Source organism: Microbulbifer maximicatervae (SeqCode), assembly GCF_052468095.1.
This window is the reverse complement of record NZ_CP174332.1, coordinates 2,307,337-2,327,965: the sequence shown is the minus strand read 5'-3', so window position 1 is coordinate 2,327,965 and position 20,629 is coordinate 2,307,337. Positions and strand designations below refer to the sequence as shown.

Sequence of the window (20,629 nt, the reverse complement as noted above, 5' to 3'; positions counted from 1 at the left end):
GCATAAACACCGACCTGGTTAACCTTGTTGTCCAGAACCCAAAACAAACGGAGAGCGTCATGGGAGCACTACAGGAAATCATCGGGGAGCTGGATTGCATCCAGGTTCGACCTGAGCACCGCAACCAGGCATTCCCACAGCAAGGGGATACGTGGATATCGGAAAAGAGTGCCAAGAAAAAAGTTCAAACCTAGGCCCCACCAGGGCTCCCATTATTTCCGATATTTGTGAATATCGGATATTTTATAAATGCCCGATTTTCCGTATAATTTGCCGCATTCCAACAACAACTCCATATTTCTATGTCTGCTTCCAACCGGCCACCAGCACCAATCATCGACAACCTGAGCAATCTTGAGAATCCATTCCGCTGTACCAGCTTTTCAGCTAGCCGTTATCTCAGCAAGCAGATTCCTGGTGCTGATACCGATCTGGAGTTCACGCTTAAGTTTCTTTATAGCTACAACGGTAGCCAGGCAACGTTCAACAGCTACCGCCGTGAACTTGAGCGGTTGCTGCAATGGGCGTGGCGCATTGAAGAAGTTTCAATAATGACTCTGAAGCGCGAACACATTGAGGAGTTTGTGCAGTTTTGCATTGAGCCGCCAATTGCCTGGATTGGAACTAAGAATGTTGCCAGATTCAAAACACAAAATGGCGAGCGCGTTGTGAATGCCGATTGGCGGCCATTCGTAGTCAGTGTGTCCAAAGTTGAGTTTCGTGCTGGCAAGACGGCTTCCCCCAAGGAGTTTCGGCCATCCCAGGCAGCGATCAAATGCATCTTTACTGCATTGTCATCCTTCTTCGATTTTCTCTATCAAGAAGGCTTGGTACCAGCCAATCCTGTGGCACTGATTCGCCAGAAAAGTAAGTTTGTTCGACGTGAGCAACAAAGCCAGGTTGTGCGCCGAATCAGCAACTTGCAGTGGGACTATGTCCTGGAGACTGCTGAGATCATGGCCGAGACATCACCAACAGATCACGAGCGAACTTTATTCATTATGAACGCCCTATTCGCTATGTATTTGCGAATCTCTGAATTGGTTGCGGATGAAAGATCGGCACCAGTTATGGGTGATTTCAAGAAAGATCGCGACGGAAACTGGTGGTTTCACGTTACGGGTAAAGGTAACAAAGGCCGGGCGATCACTGTTTGCGACCAAATGTTGAAGGCCTTGAAGCGCTACAGAAATTATTTGCAGCTCCCTGCTCTGCCCAGCATTAATGAGCAGACACCTCTGGTGCACAAGTCCCGTGGCAAGGGACCGGTTACCAGTACCCGACAGGTTCGCCTGATTGTTCAAAACTGCTTTGATGCTGCCCACCAACGGATGGTTGAAGAAGGCTTAGGGGAAGATGCTGAAGATCTTAAGGCTGCCACTGTGCACTGGCTCCGCCATACGGGTATTTCTGAAGATGTGAAGTACCGCCCCCGCGAGCATGTCCGTGATGATGCGGGCCATGCAAGTATGGCTACGACCGATCGCTACATTGATTCCGATATGCGAGAGCGACATGAGAGCGGGCGGAGTAAGCGGGTAAAGGAAGAGCGGTAATACTGCCGCCCTACCCTTATTTGTATTAGTTCAGACCAAATCTGACACATCCTCTTGAAAAAGAGGGGTTTACCGGTTTTGATGAAGGTGCCTAAACCTAAAAGCAAAACCAAGGATAAACCCCATGATCCATACTAATGATCGCATCATCAAACACAAGACCGGATTGCTAAATCTGGCAGAAGAACTCGGCAATATCTCCAAAGCTTGCAAGATGCTGGGTGTGTCGAGAGACACTTTCTATCGCTATAAGGAAGCCGTTTCAAGTGGCGGTGTGGACGCCCTTCTTGAGAAGAACCGGCGTGTGCCCAACCACAAGAACCGTGTTGACACAGTCATTGAAGAGGCAGTGTTAACTTATGCCCTCCAAGAGCCTGCCCATGGGCAGGTTCGAGTTTCCAATGAACTGCGTAAACGCGGTGTATTTGTGTCCCCTAGTGGCGTTCGGAGTATCTGGTTACGGCATGACCTGGCTAACTTCAAATTGCGATTAAAGGCACTTGAGGCCAAGGTCGCTGAGGAGGGACTGATCCTCACAGAGTCACAGGTTCAGGCTTTGGAGAGAAAACGGCATGATGATGAAGCCTGCGGTGAAATTGATACTCAACACCCAGGTTATCTGGGCTCGCAGGATACCTTCTATGTAGGAACCTTTAAGGGCGTCGGACGTGTTTACCAACAACCTATGTCGATACCTATGCAAAGGTGGCTCATTGCAAGCTGTACACCACCAAAACGCCAATCACTGCGGCGGACCTCCTGAATGACCGTGTGCTACCGTTTTATGCCTTACATGATCTACCAGTGCTGCGTATCCTAACTGATCGCGGTACGGAGTATTGTGGCAAATTGGAACAGCACGACTACCAGTTATATCTAAGTGTGAACGAAATAGAACACACTAAGACAAAAGCCAGACATCCACAAACTAATGGAATCTGTGAGCGCTTCCATAAGACCATTTTACAAGAGTTCTACCAACCCTCATTACGCCGCAAGATCTATGGATCAATAGAAGAGTTACAAACGGATCTGGACGAGTGGCTCACATATTACAATAATGAGAGAACTCATCAGGGTAAGAAGTGTTGCGGTCGAACACCGTTAGCAACTCTTGAAGATGGAAAAAGCATCTGGAAGGAAAAGCTCGTAAACTGAATTTGACCTGACAGAGCATCTCCTGAGAAACCGGTAACTGTCAGATCAAGTCTGAACTACTACACCTTATTTATTTAGCAGCGAAAAGCACTTTATAAGGTGCTTGACCGCTTCGGGGTTAATCGGTATTTTTTACCTGTACGGTTTTATTGGTCCGATATTCAAGAGAATATTTCAGGTTTTACATAAACTATTCAAAATCATTTGACATTGATAAGCTTCGCCAAAATACCCTTTGCCACATCGACCTGGCACACTCGAGCTGCCTCTAGAACACCTTCAATCGCCTGCTCGAAGGTGTCATTTTTCATTATGGGGCTCAATACCTCTTTCAAGAGTTTTACCGTCAAAGATTTTTGCCAAATTTCCTCATAGTCTTCATGCTGTTTAATTGGATTGTTAATCCTAATAGCTGCCAATCGATTATTTGGAATACCGATATCCGGTAGATATTTATCGTCATCGAGAATATCACTAAACTCTAAGCATAGCTGATCAAAAACTCTATCTAAAACACCCCTAGGTGAAGCCGATATTACCTTTGGTAACATGTTTGACTCAGTTATCGAGCTAAATAAGTCCTGATGGGCCAAACCATAGTCACTCTGAATAAGTCTTGCCTCTTTATCTGCGACTACTTCTTCAGCAGCGTTTTCCAGAACCTCACCTTTCGAAGAACGAGATACCTCTCCCGAATTAGAAGTACTCTGCGAGCCCCGTACAAAATTTTGAGTCTGTGACTTCTCTGGCACCCTTGCTTTTAACTTCTGCTTGATCTTTCTGCCTTTACCCACAAAATTATTGATAACAGCGGACACTCTTCTATTGTCCACAAATTGAATGGAAGAATTTAATCCTGTTATACCCAAAGCAGCCGCTGCGCCAGTTGCCGCAAACACAAGACCAACAGGTGAAGCAACGGCTACAACACCAACGGCTCCACCGGCCCCTAAAACCATTGCGAGAGAGGCAGAGCCTGCAACCGCACCTGACATATATCCAGCAGTAGTCATTACTTTCGAATAGGGCTTTAAAAGATTACTGGTAAAACCAGGCTGTTTTCTAAGAATTGCCTGCAGCAGTTCAATCTGTTCCTGCTTGCGCCCCATTGCTGTGAAAAAACACATCAAATCATTAAATAGATTTTTCACGGTATCGAAATCCGGGTCACTTAATAAATTATCAATCACCTGACTAGAGGATTCTGTAACAATACGGCCACTCAATAGCTGATAAATGGCCTTTTCAGTACTCGAGTCATCCTTCGAAAGCCGCTTCACAGCAGCCTCCAGTGCCTTCTTTTTAACAGAAATAGCTTGGCGTTCTTCCTTCAATCCATTATTAAGGTTACGTATCTTACTGGTTAAACTTGAATTCAGACGCTCAGAACGCATGGAAGATTTAAAAGCAGATTTCAAAGAAATTGCATCTAGAACACCCGCTAGTGTCTGTGCCCCTCCGGATACCCCAAACGCAGAAGCAGCAACCATAACAGCACTACCCTCAGGCGTGAGTTTTGCAGCAACAGATAGGGCGGCGCCGATAATACTGCAGCAATACCTAAATATTTTTACCCGAGCAATAGTCTCTTCTGTACTTCCTCCAAGTTCCACATCGGAGTTATCGATACTATTTTTAAGTGATATTATCCTTAGAGAAATATCCTTTATCTTTTCATCCAAGCCGTGCAATTGTTTTTTAATTAACTGATATTGCTGGGGCACCTGCTCATACGCATCCAGCTCTTTAAGCAATTCCAGCTTTCGATTTAATAAGGCATTTGCTCGCTTAACCGATCTATCAAGAACCAGAACTGATTTGGACTTTCTTTCCTTCTCAGAGGCATTATTCATTAGCAGTTTAATACAACTTCCTATGCCGGCAAGATATTCAACAACCCCCACACTTGTAGTCGCGCTATCAAAGCCTGAGGGCACTACCTTTTCATTAAGAGTAGTATCAATCTGATCTTCAACTTTACCTTCAACCTCATTCTTTGACCCTGAAACTTTACTCGCGCGCATCATATTCTGACCAGTTTTAGCAGCGTTCTTTACAGTATCTGGCTTAAATACAGTAAAGCATTTTAAAACACGATTGCGAAGCTTCGAAAGCTTAGTGCGGCGCGGGGTATTTGCCCGAACCTCTTGAGAGTTTATTTTTCCATCGTTAGCTATACTACTAATTGTATAATCCCTTAAATCAATACCACGCCCAGGTAATAGCGGTAATATTTCCGCCAATCTCTTGGAATTAACTCTGCCGCGCTCAGCCCAAAAAGAACCGTTAGTATCAACAGGCCTAAGCTGTCTAACCAGTGATCCATGGTGCTCTTTCAGAGTCTTGACCACTTTTTCAGATCGATATAAAGTCGACTTTGTTTTACTTGTATTGTTGCCTAGGTTTCTTAAATTAGCCGGAACAGGCTTTTCTGACACCTTATTAGGTCGAGAACTCTCATTGGTATTTTTATTGGATACAGACCCGGGACCGCACATAAAATGACACCTTAATTTTTAAGCCTTTAGCAAAAGTCCACTATCGATTAAGGCATAGTCATCTTGCTGCAAAGATGAATTACACATCGAATCAGTCAATAAGAGTTCACTACGACAATTTTCTGCAAGGTCAATATATCGACTTAACTCAGCCTCAAAGTTATTGTAATCTGCCCTAGAAAAATCAAACATTCCCACTAAATTTACAATCTCGGTAATTCCATTCACCAGTAGAACCGGATGACCCGGGAAAAGTTTAGATAGTTCCACATACATATTTTAAGCAAATGATTTTCACGTGCTGTTCCAGGGGAATCCAAATTCATAATATCGACTTCAAAAATAACGATATCACTATCTTGATCAACTGTAACGGTGATAAGCATGCCGTGAGGTGTAGCAAGTCCACACTGCAAGTTCTCATCTAACACAAGATCGTTAATACCTATCCTACGTCCCAGCTCAGATATATAATCAACGAAATTACTATGCATCATGCCACTCTTAAGATACAAAAATTAACATCGACTCCGCTCAATAGAGAGAAATCTCGACACTAAATATAGTATCTAATACTTATGTGAACATAATATTTCTGCCCAAGAGGAAATAGAATTTTTCCTTAATTTGGGCCGAAAACGGAGTATTAACTCTCAACTTTAAACTAATGAACTACAACTTAAGATAGTAGTGGCATCAGAAAATTGACACCAACTCATCAAACCGGCATTGCAAACAGACATTAAAAAAAGAATCTACGAATACAGCCTACATAAAGGCTACATGCCCTCCAAGTGAGCGCTGAATTACAGATAGCTGAGATTCCAATGACAAGTTAAGTATTCCTATTGGCGTTTCAAGGATACAACTACCGAGAGCAATTTTTTCATCTGAAACTACTTCGAAGTTAGTCAGGGTTGGATAATCTTTTAAAAGTTCAATAATTTTCCGGTTTGCTTGCTCAAACTGGGCAGGTGCAACAAGCAACTTAGCGCTATCAACATTATAATAAACTGCTACAGAGCTTTCGATAAGCTTAATTAGCTGCGTATCATTATCCAGATCTCCAAGAACTTTCTGAAGTACAAGTTTAACAAGCTGCAGTATCTCATCTTGTTGAGAATCCAAAAACTTCCTACAAAGCTGAAGCGTTAATAACATTGCTTCGCTTTGCTCAGAAAGCGCCGCCTCAAATCCATCTCTATAACCTTGATCATACCCCGCTTTTATTGACGCCTCTGAATTGGCGATTATCTCAGAAGCAGATGCTTCAGCATGGGCAAGAATATCCTGAGACTTTTGATATACCGCATAATCCTCTTTTTTGATAATCCTATGATCCGCTTGAATACAGATAGAACCGGGGATTATTTTAACAAAGCTGTGCATTCAGGCTCCAAATGTCTCACTAACTTGCTTGTTAAAAGACATGTTTGACTATCGATTAACGGATTCAACTGACACTCATCCACTAATTCGTGTGATTCTTGTTCTGGAAATCTCAATCTATAAAGAGTCTTCCATTTTTCCAAAAAATTGGTATCCGGCAGTCTATAAAAGTGAGATATCATGTATAGCAAGGTATTGAAAAAAATTACTTCACCCACCTCAATACAAATTTCAGATTTCGATCTGGAAATACTGGGCATGTCAACTTTTGATTTGATTTGATCAAAAACCGATGGACGACTGCGCAAGAGAAAAGGTGATAAATCTTCTAGATTCCGTAAAGTATTTTGAGATAATCGGGCGAATAAGTCATGCCTTGTTGCCCGATCAATAATATGATCCAACTTCATATCAAGACACAAATAACCCATCATCATCATGATGCGCTTCAGAGCCTCTGGCGAAGCAAACAAAAGCTTTGTTAGTGGGACATCAAAAAATGACCAATCAAGGTTACTTATACCTAAATGACGCCTAATCAGTATCTGCGCGCATGGTCTATTTAGAAGCTCAGCAGGAGTTTCTTTAAACAAGCTTTCCAAGCGACTCGCATGCACCCACTTGACTGGGCAATAAGTCATTCTGAGCCACATCAAAAATATTGGATCTTGTAGTTCCTTCTTGTATTCTTTCTTACTTATAGTTTCCATCAAATATCAATATTAAATGTCGGAATAGTTGGAAATACCAGGAAATATAACAACTGCTACATTTTCATAATCAAGCTGATCTACAGAATTTGCAACCATTGCCTTTATCTGTGGAATGTAAGATTTCATTGCTACTCTACTATCATATTTGATGAATACAGAAGCTTTAACCAGAGTGTTTTTATTGCTAGCTTTTGAGTTTTTATTCCCTTCCTCAGTTGGAAGCACCAAATGAACCTTGGCAGTAAGGACACCGTCAATATTCGATAAAGTCGAAGCAATATCCTGGGACATGGCAAATGTATAACGAGCACTATCCGCCATTGGCGACTGTATCAACCCCCCCTGAGGAAAAACTTCATTAATTGTTGCGTACTTCTTTCGAGGGTATGAGTGCCTGGACAACAACTCTACTGCTCGAGTAAGCTGAGACTCCTCAACTAGTAAAGTGATGCTCCCCCCCTTGCCCGCGGCCTTACTGGCTGACACTCCCTCAGACAATAACAAAGCAAGCATTTCATTACCCTCTTGCTCTTCCAGGCCGGTATATAAGTCTACTTTACATGCAGAGACTAAGACGCATACAACAATCAATAAAATTCGCAGATTAAACATTATTGTGCCTTGAGCAAGGTATCGACATTTTGCGTGCTTTTTGAGATACCTTTACTAATTAGCTCTTGCTGGATAGTAATTTCTGCAATCTCAAACTGTAACCTAAGTAAATCGACAGGCTTGATTTCATCAACTCTTAGAGCAGACTCAATTTCATTCGTCTTAGCTCCAATTTCCTGCTTAGTATCTGAAATGATCTGAAAAAACTTATCGCCAAGGGTGGCCTCAGAGGTCAAAACGTCATCATGATTTTGAGAAAACCCACCCGGATCTGAAAGGGGCGAGTCAAATACGACGGGCTGAACACCAGAAATTGCATCCATATTAATACCTTATTATTCTCCTATCTGTGTACAAATTTCTCTTGCTAATTTTTTGCTTGCGCAATCAGCAGAGGATTCTATCAATCGACGACAAAGCTTTTCAGCCTCCTCAACCCTGCCGGATCGCCACAAAGCTAGAGCAAGATAACTATGGGGTGTATCTAACTGATCGCTATGCTCTTCACACCAAGGCTCAAGTAGATCTATCGCTGACTTAATATTATCACTGTAAATAAACAATAATGAACGCAAGCTCAGCTTGGAAATATCACTGACGGACTCCGCCTCCAACATGTTAATAATGCTTTCAGCTTCGTCAATCATGCCTTCCAAGAGACCACTAATTGCGATCTCAGCCAGCGCTTTATTCAGTTCCATTTCTTTTTTCACATTTTTTGAACTATCGACATAGATGCATCTTTGACGACTTTATTGATAGTGGACACAACGTTCATAACGACTGACCACTTTGCCACAGATGCATTGAAATTCGCCAATGCTGCCGGATCATCGGGATTTGCGGCTAAAGTTGCCGATTGCGTATTCATTTCTGTGCTTACCTGACTGGCGGCTGGAGACAACACAGCTGAAGCAGATTCGATAGAGAAACTGGTATCGATTGGTGTATAAGCCATTATAACTTCCTCATTTAATTACGATTTACTATAAATTATAGCGTTACTATTAATTTTCTACTGCGCCAAATACTCGATACCCAGCCTTTTCACAATAATCTGGGCACTTTCTATTGCAGTTAGTCGACTTCGTACAGATTGAAAATCAGCTGGTGCTTGGGGTAATCTTAATTGGTTCTCCCAATAACAATGCTGATCATTTAAATAATCCAAAATACAGCTACTGGGTGCATTTGCATATCTGTGTCTATATATATCTGAATCTATCATCATTAAAACCAGATCAATTTGTTAAAAAGCTATATTCAGCACTTGGACTTTTTGTCATATAATCTTCATAACTTAACGTATAGGATCTTTGACCGCGGATCAATGTAACCTGGCCTTCGGAAAAAGATTGTAAGTTAACCCCATTAGGTAGCCTGGCTCCTACCAAATACCGCTTACCATTTTTATACACTAAATAAGGTGTGGAACCCGAACGAACGGCAGAAATTCCAAAGTCTGATAGTGTTCTTGATTGCTTCTGGGTTCCAGGACTAACATATGCCAGCCTAGGACTTTCACCCACTCTTGCGCGAAAGTCAGACATGACAGTTTCAAGCAGTCGCCTTTCCTCTGAGTTCAGCCTGCCAACAATTTTTATCTCATCACCTTTATCTTCATAAATTAATGAAGCAGAAAACGGGTAACTTGAAAGTAGTTTCTTAATACGTTCGAGAGGCTGAGATTCCCGAATTGAAATAGCTTCCCAATTTTTCAATCCTGGGATATCTGAGAGCAGTACTTTCTCGGCTTGCTCCCAAGATTTTGCGAAATCTCCATCGGTTATTGCTATCAAGTGTCCAGGTTTACTCCCTTGTTTAATATCTTCTGCAGCCAGCCCCAAATTCGAAAGTATCAAACGTGCTGAATGTTGCATCTTTTCGATACTAAAAACATCCATGGATATTGCTGAAGAAATCTGCTCAAGCTGAGAATGTAGCCTTGCTAAAAGGATATCATCTTTTACATATCCCGAAACCAATAAATTTCCAGATTTAATATTACCTTTAATCGAAAGTTCCTTGTACTCACTTAGTAAGAGGAGCTCAGATAACTTCCTACTTTCCTCAGATATAGGTCCAAAGTGTGGACTCGCCACAGCTATGTCTCTACCTTCGTCCGCTTGTCCCACGAAAAAATCTGCAGACATCACATTAGAGTCGACCCTTTTCTGGCCAACAAAATAATAAGCCCCAAAGGATATTAGGCCTACACCGATAGCCACTTGAGCCAACAATTTCCTTCCAGAAATCTTAGATGCCTCTTTGGCTAAATTCTTAATCTCCGATGTGGGGCTTAGAGTTTCGGAACCATCAACTTTAAACGTTAAGATCTTTTCTTCCCAATCATCTGACTCAGCTCTCACGGCAAAGCACAAATCACCAGCAAAGATAACCTTCTGTTCTGGCAGATAATCATCGAGAGAAAATATATTTTCATCAATTAAAACCGATATAGTAGCTTCGCAAACTTCTAATTTTACACCGGTGTCATCGGGCTTAAGGATAACAAACTGATCGGTTGCCAGATTAGGTTTAACAACCAAATCTGAGAGTTCTTCATCACTACCCACCACCATATTTTCATGAAGCGGTACTTCAGCACCATAATGCTCGCTATTTAAAAATCTTAGCTTCCAACGATTCATTATACTGCGCCATATTCCAGTTTAAGATTAATTTATCGTTACCACACGATAAGATTCCCCATCGGTATCCTCACATGGAACGATACGCGTGGATAACTTTACGGATCTAAAGCTGTTACGTCTTTGCCTTGCTTCTAAAGCTGATTCACAAAGCCCGGTCAAACCTAATTTGTGTATATCCGGGTTATAGTTAGATACGTTAGCAAATTTATTAAGCCTGTGATCGTCCTCAAGGTTCTCCTTTTTCTGCGAAAATGAGGAATCGAAAAGCGCATTTGGTAAAATTCTTGGACTCAACATAAAGAGCCTTACTAATTGAGACTGAGTATCATCGTTTCGCTTAAATAGCCCCCCAAGTAATGGTAACCCAGCCAAAAAAGGCACACCTTCAGTATTACTCGTTGTCGCTTCTCGGTAGTAACCACCAATAAGTAGAGATCCGCCATTTGGAACTGACGATCTTGTGTTAATTAGCGTATTTCTAATAGATGGTATCGAATCTACTCCACCATCCGCTAATCGATTAGCATCTTCAATTTGCACGTCAAGGCTAATCAGGGCCCTATCTCCCATTACGGACGCACCTTCAACCACACGAGGTACGACTTTTAATAGCGTACCAAAGGTAATTTGCTCAAGAGTCGCAACACGCTCACCTTGAATTCGAACAAAAAATGTCTCACTATTATCAAGTAGTGCTTCCGTACCATTTTCAGTTACCACTGCGGGCCGAGAAGTAACACGAGCTTTACCCTCAGATTCTAAAGCTCTTACCGTTGCCAAAAAGTCAGCATTTGTCTCAGTGAACAAGCTATCACCAGTTAGTGAATCCCCGGGCAAAATCAAATCTAAGAGGCCGCTCCCTTTACTAACGGCATCAACATTCCAATGAACACCCAGCTCTCGTAATGAATTGGTTGTAAGATCAATGATAACCAGGCTGATTTCCAGCTGTTCCCGAGGCCTGTCTAATTGAGTAATGAGATTTTCATATAAAAGAAGCCTTGACGCGTAATCCTGAACAATAACTGAATTGGTACTGGGGTCCGGGTAGACCGTTGCATGTGGGTGGGAAGCACCGCTAGAATAGCCTGATCGGCTTTCTTGTAAAATATCGCCCGCACGGAGATTTAAAGACTTACTAGCGGTTAATTCACTGTCGGTTAGTGTTTCATCACGTCGATGTGCAGAAGCGCTTCTACCAGTTGTAGCCTCTAGTGCCGAGTCGGAACCAATCAAACCTCTTAGAAGAGTTGCAACCCCAGGCAGCACAACTTCTTGATCTCTAGCGGTAACTTTTCGATCTATAGCGGATGCGTATTTTAATCCATAAATTTGAATGACTAATTCATCATTTATCTCAGCGGAAACTCGTTCATTTAGCATTTCCACTGTCTTATCGACCAATTCGAGATACCTAGGGGGACCGGATACCATAACAATCCCATTTGCGCCTAAAGAGCGCCATTCAAAGCGTTCATCCCAAATCGACAATTCCTGCATTGTCTTCTTTAAGAGGGATGAATCAACCTTCGATAGCAAGAAAAGCTTGCTTTCCATTTCATTAATTGGATCGATATACAACGTCGCACCATCAAAGTACCATACCAGATCAAATGCGCCGGCAAGGAAGTCTAATGCTTCCTTGCTGTTGGCCTTCATTAGGTACCCACTAAAATCACTATCGATCCCTTCATTTATCTCTACCCCCAGGCGCGAATGTGTAGCAATCGCCGTCAGAACATCTCTAAGTGGCTGCTCTTCACCATAGAATTCAAATGACTCCCCCATAAGGGTTTGGGCATTCGCACCACAAAACAGATGAGAAAAAAATATTGCCATCAGTAAAATAAAATTATGGCGTAATAAATTCACGATATTCAAACTTAGTTATTTGGTGAATAGGTATCAGTTTAACTAGCAGATCACAAAATCCGCAGTGATAGTTTGTAATGTCAAAAAAAACGTTAAATGAAACGCTATTTGGCATTATGCTTTGAATACCGAAGTCGCCATCTTCTCCAGAAATCAAAGATAGATTTAGCCCACTCCAAGCATAACTTTTTCTCATTGCCTCCATCAGAAACTGCTTACGTAAATGTTCTTCAACAACCAACCCAAATCCGTAGCTTAGCAACACATATCCACCTCGATGCTCAATAAATTGAATCGAAAACTTTGAATCAAAATTCAAAGTATAAGATTCATTATCGTCTATAGCGGGCATAGGCATATGAATCTCCGAGCACAATGTAGATATCTTATCCCGTAGTGACATGTCGCTTCCCATATATAGCAAGATCGCCATGGGTAATAACCATACCGATGATAAGACGAAGATTCTTTCAAAATTAGCCGATTATTTTTATAAAATAGACATTTGAAAATGTCCATTTACCAAAGGCGACATAAATACTTAGATTTATAAAATACTAATAATGCCGCCCACCCTCGCCTGTTCCACCTTTGCTTTCATCTCAATTTAAGATCAAGAACCTAAGGTACCGGAAATTACCCGAAAGCTGATACTTCTATACTTTTATGCCAAAGTTGTTTTCCATTCCAATAGCCCCAAGTGACTGATCAGTTTGTTCAACGTTGGGGCTACTAGAAAGGACCCCCTGCCAGTATATAGCAGCTTGATATAGCGACTTTACTCTCCTAGTGAATGATTCGATTTCTATAGACTCTGCTCTCTCTTTGTCGCATAGTACCACTTTTTGTGTTTCGGGATTCAGGGATAGGGTTGCGTATTCACTAGCAATCCATAGGTAATTCGCCTGCAACATTAATGTTGCAAAATGCTCATCTTGGCCATGGGGAATTTCACCAATGTCTATTGTTATAATAACAAGCTCACCCTGATCCTCCTCATGATAATATATATGCATATCGATATTATCCCATGATATTCGGCATGCATCTTCAATCTGGTCCATAAGCGGCTGCTGTAAATTTACCGCTAACTCTTGTATCAACTGCGAGAAATCTAATTTCATAATTCACACTCTTGTATTTATAAGTAGCAATCTAGGTCTGCCTTTCCTGAGATTGCAGCCAACGAATAATATCAGCTATAGGCTCTACAAACTCATTTGTTATTTTTTGATCTATGTCTATTTTTGCATAGAGAGATCTTGCTAAAGGCACATTTTCAACGATAGGGATTCCTTTCTTAATCGCGATATTTCGTAGCTTCTTAGCAAGAATCATTTCACCTTTTATTGTAACAAACGGCAATGGTGACAGCTGTTGGTCATAGCGTATACCTACAGCAAAATGCACTGGATTTGTAATCAAAACATCTGCTTGAGAAACCCTTTTATTAACAACTTCTTCACTCATCAATTCTCTATGTATCTCTTTCCTTCTACCCTTTATTTCAGGATTACCTTCCGTGTCTTTATATTCTCTTCTAACCTCATCGATAGACATTCGAAGCTTCCTAAAATATAGAAACCTTTCCAAGCCAAAATCAGCCGCCGCCAAGAACACAAATGCTGCCAAACAATACAATATCAACTTCATCATTAGTGAACCTGTGATATATATGGCGCATTCCGCACCGCAGACGGGTATCTGCATCAATAGCTGGATATTACCCTTTAATACATACCAGGCTACGTAAGTGAGAACTATAATTTTAATAAGGGACTTTAAAAACTCCATTGCATTCTGTGCGCTGAATATTTTCTTTGCACCATTGATCAGGCCTATCTTCTCAAACTTTGGCGCTATGGTCTCACCACTAAATATCCAACCAGTCTGCATAACATTCGATATGATGGCAAAAATAAATACGACAACTAATATCGGAGCCAGTACACTGAATGCGATGTAGAATGCCTCTATTGAAGCATTTAAAAATAGTTGCCTAAGAGGAAGGTCGATATATTTTGAAGGGTCCTGAAACAGACTTTTAATTCTCAGGAAAATATCTTCCCCAAAAAGCCAAAAATAGCCAGTAACAGAAACTAAAAGAACGAGCGAAACAACCTCTTTACTTTTTGCAACCTGCCCTTTCTCACGAGCATCTCTTATCTTCTTCGGCGTTGGCGGCTCTGACTTTGAAGATGTCATTAGACCTCTCCCAACACATGCTGCATAAAATACTGCATGTCTTCAAACGTGTCCGCAACCACATTATCTATATTACCTAAAAGCAAATGAATATATATAACCAAAACGAAGATCCCAACTGCACTCTTAATGGGCATAGCCATAAAGAAAACATTTAGCTGTGGTGAGAATCGATTTATTAGAGCCAAAGTGAATTCTGCTAAAAACATAGATATTACTATCGGAGCAGAAAAAACAACTATCGACTTCGTTAAAAAATCTAACTGAGAAAATATGTATACATCAGTACCAGTCAAATCCTCGGGAAACATTTTACCAATAGGCCAATATACGTAGCTCTGATAAATCACACCCATCATCAGCAAAAATGCACCACTCATAATAAAAAATGTATTTAACAAATGACTAAGATAAACCCCTAAAGGCGAAGTTTCATCACCTAATAATGGATTTACCATATTTGACATGGTAGACCCCCTCTGGTTATCTATAAGAAAACCTACTCCTTCTGCTATCCAAAATGGAATTGCTACCACTACACCAATAACCAGACCAATAGCCGATTCTTTCAGGAGTATTGAAATATAACCCACTTTTCCCAAGTCTTCGGACAAACTTCCTTCAGTTAGAGGAAAGATAAAGAGCGCCAGACTGAGCAATATACCATTACGAATCATTGAACTTCCCAGAAACCCTTTGCTCATCATAGGAAGAACAGTAAATACTAGGTATATACGTGGTAACGACAAAATATATGCCTGAATCATTCTCTCCAGGCTATTCAAGTCAAGATCCATATCAATTATGGTTTTTCACTTTGTCAAATACTCTTAAACGCGGTTGCCCCTAGATTAATTAACTCAGCACCCATCCAACTTCCTGTTGCCAGAAGCGCAAAAATCACAGCAACAAGCTTTAACACAAACCCAAGTGTTTGCTCCTGAATTTGTGTTAACGCCTGGATAAGACTAACTAAAGTTCCCACTAATGAAGCAGCTACGATCGTAGGAAGGGATAATATCAATACAAGCATCATCGCCTCCTGAGCCAGCATCATAAGATCGCTAATATCCATTATCAATTATCCACCGCTACGATGTTAATCATATCTAACTTTGGTAAGTTACTAATAGGCCATCACTAGACTATGAGTTAGAGTTGTCCAACCATCAAGAACCACAAACAACAATAATTTGAATGGGAGCGAGATCGTCATTGGAGACACCATCATCATCCCCATCGCCAGAAGAATATTCGATACAATTAAGTCTATCACCAGAAATGGAAGATAGATTAAGAATCCAATTTTGAATGCCTCTGTCACCTGGCTAACGGTAAATGCAGGCATTAGCACCAGTAAGCTATCTTCAGTAACCTTTTCGGCATGGCGCTCTGGCCAAATCTCCCTGGCTGTATCTAGGAAATAGGTTTTCTCAATTTCGGTGGTGTTTTTTTGTAAAAATGCAGCATACGGCTTTACCGCACCTGAAAATAATTCCTTATAGTTCTCTGATGACTCAGTTAGATGGGTATTTGCATCCAGATAATCCTGTATATCGTACCCTATGGGCGCCATAATATACAAAGTCAGAATAAGTGCCACACCATATAGTGCCATATTAGGGGGTGTTTGTTGAACACCTAAAGCATTGCGAAGTAGCGAAAAGACAATTACAATTTTTACAAAAGACGTTCCCATTACTGCAAGAAAAGGCACTAAAGCTAAAGCACCAAGGGCTAAAATTATTGATATGTGGTCTAATTGTCCACCTAAAAAACTAACCCCCATTTTTGCCCCACCCAATAATCTGCACGCCCAACCGCCCCTCTATATTAACCAATTTCCCCTTTCCTAATACTGAGTGGTTAAGGGATATTAGAATTTCGCTAGAGGCCGAATCATTTAATGTGAATGTATATCCTTCCGTGAGAGATTGAATCTCTTCAATGGTCATTTCCTTACCGGGCAATTCAAATTTTAGAGATAAAGATACATTATTTAATTGCGTTAAGTACGCTTCTGGACTTTCCGGATTATCTGCCTTGCTAATTGGTTTGGTAGAATCCTTCAGTTGACTTTCCATCTGCACACTCCAGCGATCTATTAATTTAATACTTTTCTCATTTATTTGAGCCGACCAAGTTGCTTGTCGGCTCACCAGCAGGAGACATTCTTCCTTAAAGGAACTAGAGCTATCTACAAGCACTACATCACCCGACCTAAGAGTTCTTAGTTCTTCAATATCCAGGTGCACCTGACCCACCAAGAAGGAGGTTGGCACAGGAATTTGCATGCGCCCCTTCCTTTTTTTACCATATATTTCAAACAGAGTTGCCAAACTATCAATATTTGCCTTGCAAAAGGCACTAATTGATTTTCCTTCTTTATCTACTTCAAACAAATAGGTGTATTGATAGTCTTTATTACCTCCGTCAACATCTGCTATTTTAACGCTGGTTATCTGCCAACTTTTAAACTCCTCAAAATCATTTATAAGCTGCTCAAAAAAAAGCTCAGATGCGGCAAAAACCAATTCGATGGGCAGCTGTGATATCTGGCTTATATGGAGATAACTTGAGAGTAATAAGCTTGCATCTCCCAGACTAAAATAGAATTCCCAGTATGTGGAGGTGTTTTGCTGACACACCTCAAGGATTAAAGCTCTCTTAGGTAAACTATATGTAAAACAATTTGATCGCACATTAAGATTCAGTCGATTTGCGTTACTAGATAAATCTAGCTGAAAACCAATTTCACTACTAACAATGATGTTCTGCGCATCAATCACCTGGCTGGTAAATTTAGGCAAAGTAAGCTCGTCGATACTCATGTATTCAAACCATCATCCAATAGAACTTCTATGTCTAACCCATCATCAGACTGATGCCGAGATTCACTGTTTTCACCCTGAGAATTATTTTCATCATTTTGTCTTGAACTACCATTTATATCCTCCTCAAGGTCAGAACTGACATTCCAAGAAGTTGTTACCGACACTTGAAGCTGTGAATACTTCTGCTCCAGCATACTTCGGAGCTCTGATAATATTGACGAATCCGATAAATCAAATCCCTTATCGACACTATCAAAATTTACTGTCAGAGCACCCTCATGCAAGCTAATGCTAACTCTGGTATCATGCAGCGATCTAATCAGAATCTCTGCGCGCACCATTTCTTTATCAACCACAACAGTGTCAATTTCAGTATTTAGCGAATAGAGCAACGATGGAGTAGAGTTCGATTTCTGATCGCTTAGCTTATTTAACTGAGAAGCGAATATCCTATCGGTAGTCGGTAGTATGACTTGTTGGACTACGTCTATATCTGCATCTTCAATGCGATCTGAACTCCCCAAGTCTGACTGTAAACTATGTACGTGTTTAAATGGCTTAAAGTTTAAAGAAGCTGTTGTTAATTCAGTTCGCTGTAAACTGTCTCCATCTTGCAACACCTCATTGATTGGATTATCCAATACTTCGGCAAGTAGTGTATCAGGTCTAACTGTTTGCCCACTCATCCAATGTATCTGAGAATTTGATAATCCATTAGCCGGCGGTTTGTTTATTGACTGCAAATAGTGCTGCAAGTAACTCTGATTTAGTTTACTGTCCAATGATAGATTATTTGAAATAACAACCAATAAGTCAGTTATAACAATAAAATTGTTTGCGTCCTCCAAATTGATATTTAAATCATTTGCATTATTATCAATATGGTTAGCTAACTTACTACTCCAATTAGTTGGATCGGTATTACTTTGTAAATCACCTTTATTTATATCGATATATTTCTGAAAATCCAACCCACTACTATGTAATTGAGTTTCTGACGTTTCAATAGTTCTTTTATGACTTAAATGGGAGCATAGAGAGGATAACTCCATAAATGTCGAAATAGTATTTTTTTTAGAGGTAATTTCAGATGACATCGGTAATACTAGCTCTTCAAAGTACTTGAAAATTCATCCATCGTCTCTTCAGCAGCCCTCTCAACTGCAATATTTTTAGACGCGGAAATTTCGGCAGTGATATGTTCATATTTTTCAACATTTTTTAGACATTGCCGAACATGCTCATGGCAGCTATCCCTTCTTTTTTGTGCTTTTTCAAGCTGCTTTTGCGCTTCAAGGACTTTCATACTCAGGCTAGCTTCTTCTTCATACATTGAAGCTATTGATGAACGAATTTCATCTAACTGCTTAGATTGGACAACCTGGTCAATAATCGATTTGTACCTTTTCGCTTCCTCTGTAATACGCCACTCTCTGTGGCTCATATATTGCTTCTTAGCAGATGAGTACTCTCGCTCTCTAAGCTGTACCTCTTCAACAGCTAGCCTATATTCTCTTTTGGCTACGTCGAGCTTCCTCTTCTTAATCTCCATAACACGGGTTAGACTAGCCATGTGTGATTATTCACCATCTTGACGGATTGACATTGTATTGGCCGCTCAAAAACTTTCTTTATATTTTGGGTAATTTTTTTTAGAAGAAAGTCCTTTTTTATAGATTTTTGCAGCTAACTTCAGGTTATAGACTTTCTCGGTTCCTTATAAATTACGGAAACATCTTTAGGAGCTGGTTTACACTCGCATCAAATGGAATAGATTCATGGGTACCTTGCTTAAGAAAAGCATTTATCTCTTCAATCCTATCTACGGCTTCATCAGTCATCCGATCATTGCCGCGTTGGTATTCACCAATACGCACTAGGAGTTCAACGTCTTTATATTTACCTAGTAGATTTCTTAATTTCATTGCTGCTAATTTGTGCTCAGGTGTTACAAAATTGTTCATTACTCGACTTGCACTTAGCAATATATCCACAGCAGGGAAGTGAGCAGCGGCTGCTAACGACCGCGACAATATAATGTGCCCATCTAAAATTGATCTCGTTTCATCAGCAACCGGCTCTGTCATATCGTCACCCTCAACGAGGACGGTATAGCAAGCAGTAATTGATCCCCTGGCAGAATTTCCCGCGCGCTCCATCAATTGAGGTAAAGCAGCGAAAACTGATGGTGGATACCCCCTTCGGGTAGGCGGCTCTCCTGCAGCTAGTCCAATTTCGCGCAAAGATCGAGCATATCGTGTTACAGAGTCCATAAGTAATAGTACTTTCTTCCCCTGCTCCCGGAAATACTCTGAAATAGCAGTCGCTACTAATGCAGCTTTTGCACGCTCCATTGCCGGTCTATCGGATGTGGCGACTACCAGTACAGCTTTTGTAAGACCTCCTGGGCCTAAATCGTGATCGATAAACTCCCGAACTTCCCGCCCACGCTCGCCAATTAATGCAATAACAATTACATCAACATCTGCATTGCGGATAATCATTGAAAGTAGCGTACTTTTTCCACCACCTGCAGCGGCGAAAATTCCAACTCTCTGACCTTCTCCACAAGTCAGAATACTATCAATAGCCTTTATGCCCATGGAAACTGGTCGACTGATTAGCTGTCGAGTCATTGCATCCGGAGCATCAGCAGTGACAGTCACCCGTGAACGTTCAGAGGGGTCTATGTCGTACCGTTCTCCTTTCCTTATGGGATTTCCCAAGCCATCAAGGACACTTCCCAACAAAAAATCGCCGACTTCTATCTCATGGCTACGGCCGGTGGGAATAACTTCAGTTTTACTGGAAATCCCTTTCACATCTCCCAAAGGTGATAGTAATGCAATAGATTTGTCTAGCCCAACCACTTCAGCCAACAAGGTTTTATTAGTATCCGGTGAGACCAGTCGACATAGTTCTCCAATTTTGACATCAACAACTTGGGCTTTAATTATGGTTCCGGATACATTATTTACCCAACCTCGCATCCTCATGTTTTTACATTCAGCGATGAGCCCCCGGACCTTATGTGTTTTATCTCTCCATTTTCTTTCAGTGTCTCTCAAGTTAGATTTCAGCGTTTCCTGAATATCATGCTTGGTTTTATATTTTGAATCTAAATCGTTCACAGCTGTA

Annotated in this window: 22 protein-coding genes and 1 pseudogene; 3 read left to right on the top strand and 20 right to left on the bottom strand. The window is 41.1% G+C overall.

What is annotated here, in order from left to right:
• The first annotated feature begins 59 nt into the window (after positions 1 to 59).
• From ACJJIL_RS09920 to ACJJIL_RS09910, 3 genes and pseudogenes are all read left to right on the top strand, one after another.
• Positions 60 to 194, top strand: coding sequence for a hypothetical protein (locus ACJJIL_RS09920; RefSeq protein ID WP_445361839.1), 135 nt, complete (start codon positions 60 to 62; stop codon positions 192 to 194).
• A 108-nt stretch (positions 195 to 302) separates the two neighbouring features.
• Complete coding sequence (locus ACJJIL_RS09915; protein ID WP_282932847.1) at positions 303 to 1,556, top strand: tyrosine-type recombinase/integrase; 1,254 nt, start codon at positions 303 to 305, stop codon at positions 1,554 to 1,556.
• 124 nt (positions 1,557 to 1,680) lie between these two features.
• A pseudogene (locus ACJJIL_RS09910) lies at positions 1,681 to 2,714 on the top strand (IS481 family transposase).
• A 200-nt stretch (positions 2,715 to 2,914) separates the two neighbouring features.
• Here ACJJIL_RS09910 and ACJJIL_RS09905 read toward each other — a convergent pair.
• From ACJJIL_RS09905 to sctN, 20 genes are all read right to left on the bottom strand, one after another.
• The gene (locus ACJJIL_RS09905) at positions 2,915 to 5,212 is read right to left on the bottom strand and encodes a hypothetical protein (protein ID WP_445361838.1); all 2,298 of its coding nucleotides are present in this window, start codon (positions 5,210 to 5,212) and stop codon (positions 2,915 to 2,917) included.
• A gap of 224 nt (positions 5,213 to 5,436) precedes the next feature.
• The gene (locus ACJJIL_RS09900) at positions 5,437 to 5,709 is read right to left on the bottom strand and encodes a CesT family type III secretion system chaperone (RefSeq protein ID WP_445361837.1); all 273 of its coding nucleotides are present in this window, start codon (positions 5,707 to 5,709) and stop codon (positions 5,437 to 5,439) included.
• Positions 5,710 to 5,980: 271 nt separating this feature from the next.
• On the bottom strand, positions 5,981 to 6,601 hold the full coding sequence (gene sctL / locus ACJJIL_RS09895; RefSeq protein ID WP_445361836.1) for a type III secretion system stator protein SctL: 621 nt from the start codon (positions 6,599 to 6,601) through the stop codon (positions 5,981 to 5,983).
• Positions 6,580 to 7,311: a SctK family type III secretion system sorting platform protein gene (locus ACJJIL_RS09890; RefSeq protein ID WP_444913820.1), complete on the bottom strand. Its 732-nt coding sequence runs from the start codon at positions 7,309 to 7,311 to the stop codon at positions 6,580 to 6,582. Before ACJJIL_RS09890 ends, sctL begins: the two co-directional genes overlap by 22 nt.
• 12 nt (positions 7,312 to 7,323) lie before the next feature.
• Positions 7,324 to 7,926, bottom strand: coding sequence for a type III secretion system inner membrane ring lipoprotein SctJ (sctJ, locus tag ACJJIL_RS09885; protein WP_444913821.1), 603 nt, complete (start codon positions 7,924 to 7,926; stop codon positions 7,324 to 7,326).
• Positions 7,926 to 8,249 (bottom strand): type III secretion system inner rod subunit SctI, encoded by a 324-nt coding sequence (gene sctI, locus ACJJIL_RS09880; protein ID WP_444933236.1) that lies wholly within the window; start codon positions 8,247 to 8,249, stop codon positions 7,926 to 7,928. Before sctI ends, sctJ begins: the two co-directional genes overlap by 1 nt.
• A gap of 12 nt (positions 8,250 to 8,261) precedes the next feature.
• Positions 8,262 to 8,639 carry a tetratricopeptide repeat protein gene (locus tag ACJJIL_RS09875; RefSeq protein ID WP_445361835.1) on the bottom strand — a complete coding sequence of 126 codons (378 nt, stop codon included), beginning with the start codon at positions 8,637 to 8,639 and terminating at the stop codon, positions 8,262 to 8,264.
• On the bottom strand, positions 8,636 to 8,884 hold the full coding sequence (locus ACJJIL_RS09870; protein WP_226648311.1) for an EscF/YscF/HrpA family type III secretion system needle major subunit: 249 nt from the start codon (positions 8,882 to 8,884) through the stop codon (positions 8,636 to 8,638). Before ACJJIL_RS09870 ends, ACJJIL_RS09875 begins: the two co-directional genes overlap by 4 nt.
• 283 nt (positions 8,885 to 9,167) lie before the next feature.
• Entirely contained in the window at positions 9,168 to 10,577 is a 1,410-nt protein-coding gene (sctD, locus tag ACJJIL_RS09865; RefSeq protein WP_444933238.1) for a type III secretion system inner membrane ring subunit SctD, read from the bottom strand.
• Positions 10,578 to 10,604: 27 nt separating this feature from the next.
• Positions 10,605 to 12,452: a type III secretion system outer membrane ring subunit SctC gene (gene sctC / locus ACJJIL_RS09860; RefSeq protein WP_445361834.1), complete on the bottom strand. Its 1,848-nt coding sequence runs from the start codon at positions 12,450 to 12,452 to the stop codon at positions 10,605 to 10,607.
• Entirely contained in the window at positions 12,433 to 12,810 is a 378-nt protein-coding gene (locus ACJJIL_RS09855; protein ID WP_413662006.1) for a hypothetical protein, read from the bottom strand. The genes sctC and ACJJIL_RS09855 overlap by 20 nt, the downstream gene beginning before the upstream one ends.
• A gap of 298 nt (positions 12,811 to 13,108) precedes the next feature.
• A complete protein-coding gene (locus tag ACJJIL_RS09850) occupies positions 13,109 to 13,576 on the bottom strand; it encodes a type III secretion system chaperone (RefSeq protein ID WP_413662007.1) in 468 nt (155 codons plus the stop codon).
• Between the two features lie 31 nt (positions 13,577 to 13,607).
• Positions 13,608 to 14,657, bottom strand: a complete 1,050-nt coding sequence (gene sctU / locus ACJJIL_RS09845) for a type III secretion system export apparatus subunit SctU (RefSeq protein ID WP_413662008.1) — start codon at positions 14,655 to 14,657, stop codon at positions 13,608 to 13,610.
• Positions 14,657 to 15,424 carry a type III secretion system export apparatus subunit SctT gene (gene sctT, locus ACJJIL_RS09840; protein WP_444959807.1) on the bottom strand — a complete coding sequence of 256 codons (768 nt, stop codon included), beginning with the start codon at positions 15,422 to 15,424 and terminating at the stop codon, positions 14,657 to 14,659. The genes sctU and sctT overlap by 1 nt, the downstream gene beginning before the upstream one ends.
• Positions 15,425 to 15,477: 53 nt before the next feature.
• Positions 15,478 to 15,732: a type III secretion system export apparatus subunit SctS gene (gene sctS / locus ACJJIL_RS09835; RefSeq protein WP_226648317.1), complete on the bottom strand. Its 255-nt coding sequence runs from the start codon at positions 15,730 to 15,732 to the stop codon at positions 15,478 to 15,480.
• A 51-nt stretch (positions 15,733 to 15,783) separates the two neighbouring features.
• On the bottom strand, positions 15,784 to 16,446 hold the full coding sequence (gene sctR, locus ACJJIL_RS09830) for a type III secretion system export apparatus subunit SctR (RefSeq protein ID WP_413662010.1): 663 nt from the start codon (positions 16,444 to 16,446) through the stop codon (positions 15,784 to 15,786).
• The gene (gene sctQ / locus ACJJIL_RS09825; protein ID WP_444913829.1) at positions 16,436 to 17,488 is read right to left on the bottom strand and encodes a type III secretion system cytoplasmic ring protein SctQ; all 1,053 of its coding nucleotides are present in this window, start codon (positions 17,486 to 17,488) and stop codon (positions 16,436 to 16,438) included. The genes sctR and sctQ overlap by 11 nt, the downstream gene beginning before the upstream one ends.
• On the bottom strand, positions 17,485 to 18,588 hold the full coding sequence (locus ACJJIL_RS09820; RefSeq protein ID WP_445361833.1) for a hypothetical protein: 1,104 nt from the start codon (positions 18,586 to 18,588) through the stop codon (positions 17,485 to 17,487). Before ACJJIL_RS09820 ends, sctQ begins: the two co-directional genes overlap by 4 nt.
• An 8-nt stretch (positions 18,589 to 18,596) precedes the next feature.
• On the bottom strand, positions 18,597 to 19,064 hold the full coding sequence (sctO, locus tag ACJJIL_RS09815) for a type III secretion system stalk subunit SctO (protein WP_413662013.1): 468 nt from the start codon (positions 19,062 to 19,064) through the stop codon (positions 18,597 to 18,599).
• Between the two features lie 151 nt (positions 19,065 to 19,215).
• A complete protein-coding gene (gene sctN, locus ACJJIL_RS09810) occupies positions 19,216 to 20,622 on the bottom strand; it encodes a type III secretion system ATPase SctN (protein ID WP_445361832.1) in 1,407 nt (468 codons plus the stop codon).
• Between the last annotated feature and the right edge of the window lie 7 nt (positions 20,623 to 20,629).

Excerpts from the sequence above, each read along its gene's own strand:
- ACJJIL_RS09920 (WP_445361839.1), top strand. The coding sequence starts at position 60 with ATGGGAGCACTACAGGAAATCATCGGGGAGCTGGATTGCATCCAGGTT.
- ACJJIL_RS09915 (WP_282932847.1), top strand. The coding sequence starts at position 303 with ATGTCTGCTTCCAACCGGCCACCAGCACCAATCATCGACAACCTGAGC.
- ACJJIL_RS09905 (WP_445361838.1), bottom strand. The coding sequence starts at position 5,212 with ATGTGCGGTCCCGGGTCTGTATCCAATAAAAATACCAATGAGAGTTCT.
- ACJJIL_RS09900 (WP_445361837.1), bottom strand. The coding sequence starts at position 5,709 with ATGATGCATAGTAATTTCGTTGATTATATATCTGAGCTGGGACGTAGG.
- sctL (WP_445361836.1), bottom strand. The coding sequence starts at position 6,601 with ATGCACAGCTTTGTTAAAATAATCCCCGGTTCTATCTGTATTCAAGCG.
- ACJJIL_RS09890 (WP_444913820.1), bottom strand. The coding sequence starts at position 7,311 with ATGGAAACTATAAGTAAGAAAGAATACAAGAAGGAACTACAAGATCCA.
- sctJ (WP_444913821.1), bottom strand. The coding sequence starts at position 7,926 with ATGTTTAATCTGCGAATTTTATTGATTGTTGTATGCGTCTTAGTCTCT.
- sctI (WP_444933236.1), bottom strand. The coding sequence starts at position 8,249 with ATGGATGCAATTTCTGGTGTTCAGCCCGTCGTATTTGACTCGCCCCTT.
- ACJJIL_RS09870 (WP_226648311.1), bottom strand. The coding sequence starts at position 8,884 with ATGGCTTATACACCAATCGATACCAGTTTCTCTATCGAATCTGCTTCA.
- sctD (WP_444933238.1), bottom strand. The coding sequence starts at position 10,577 with ATGAATCGTTGGAAGCTAAGATTTTTAAATAGCGAGCATTATGGTGCT.
- ACJJIL_RS09855 (WP_413662006.1), bottom strand. The coding sequence starts at position 12,810 with ATGCCTATGCCCGCTATAGACGATAATGAATCTTATACTTTGAATTTT.
- ACJJIL_RS09850 (WP_413662007.1), bottom strand. The coding sequence starts at position 13,576 with ATGAAATTAGATTTCTCGCAGTTGATACAAGAGTTAGCGGTAAATTTA.
- sctU (WP_413662008.1), bottom strand. The coding sequence starts at position 14,657 with ATGACATCTTCAAAGTCAGAGCCGCCAACGCCGAAGAAGATAAGAGAT.
- sctT (WP_444959807.1), bottom strand. The coding sequence starts at position 15,424 with ATGATTCAGGCATATATTTTGTCGTTACCACGTATATACCTAGTATTT.
- sctS (WP_226648317.1), bottom strand. The coding sequence starts at position 15,732 with ATGGATATTAGCGATCTTATGATGCTGGCTCAGGAGGCGATGATGCTT.
- sctR (WP_413662010.1), bottom strand. The coding sequence starts at position 16,446 with ATGGGGGTTAGTTTTTTAGGTGGACAATTAGACCACATATCAATAATT.
- sctQ (WP_444913829.1), bottom strand. The coding sequence starts at position 17,488 with ATGAGTATCGACGAGCTTACTTTGCCTAAATTTACCAGCCAGGTGATT.
- ACJJIL_RS09820 (WP_445361833.1), bottom strand. The coding sequence starts at position 18,588 with ATGTCATCTGAAATTACCTCTAAAAAAAATACTATTTCGACATTTATG.
- sctO (WP_413662013.1), bottom strand. The coding sequence starts at position 19,064 with ATGGCTAGTCTAACCCGTGTTATGGAGATTAAGAAGAGGAAGCTCGAC.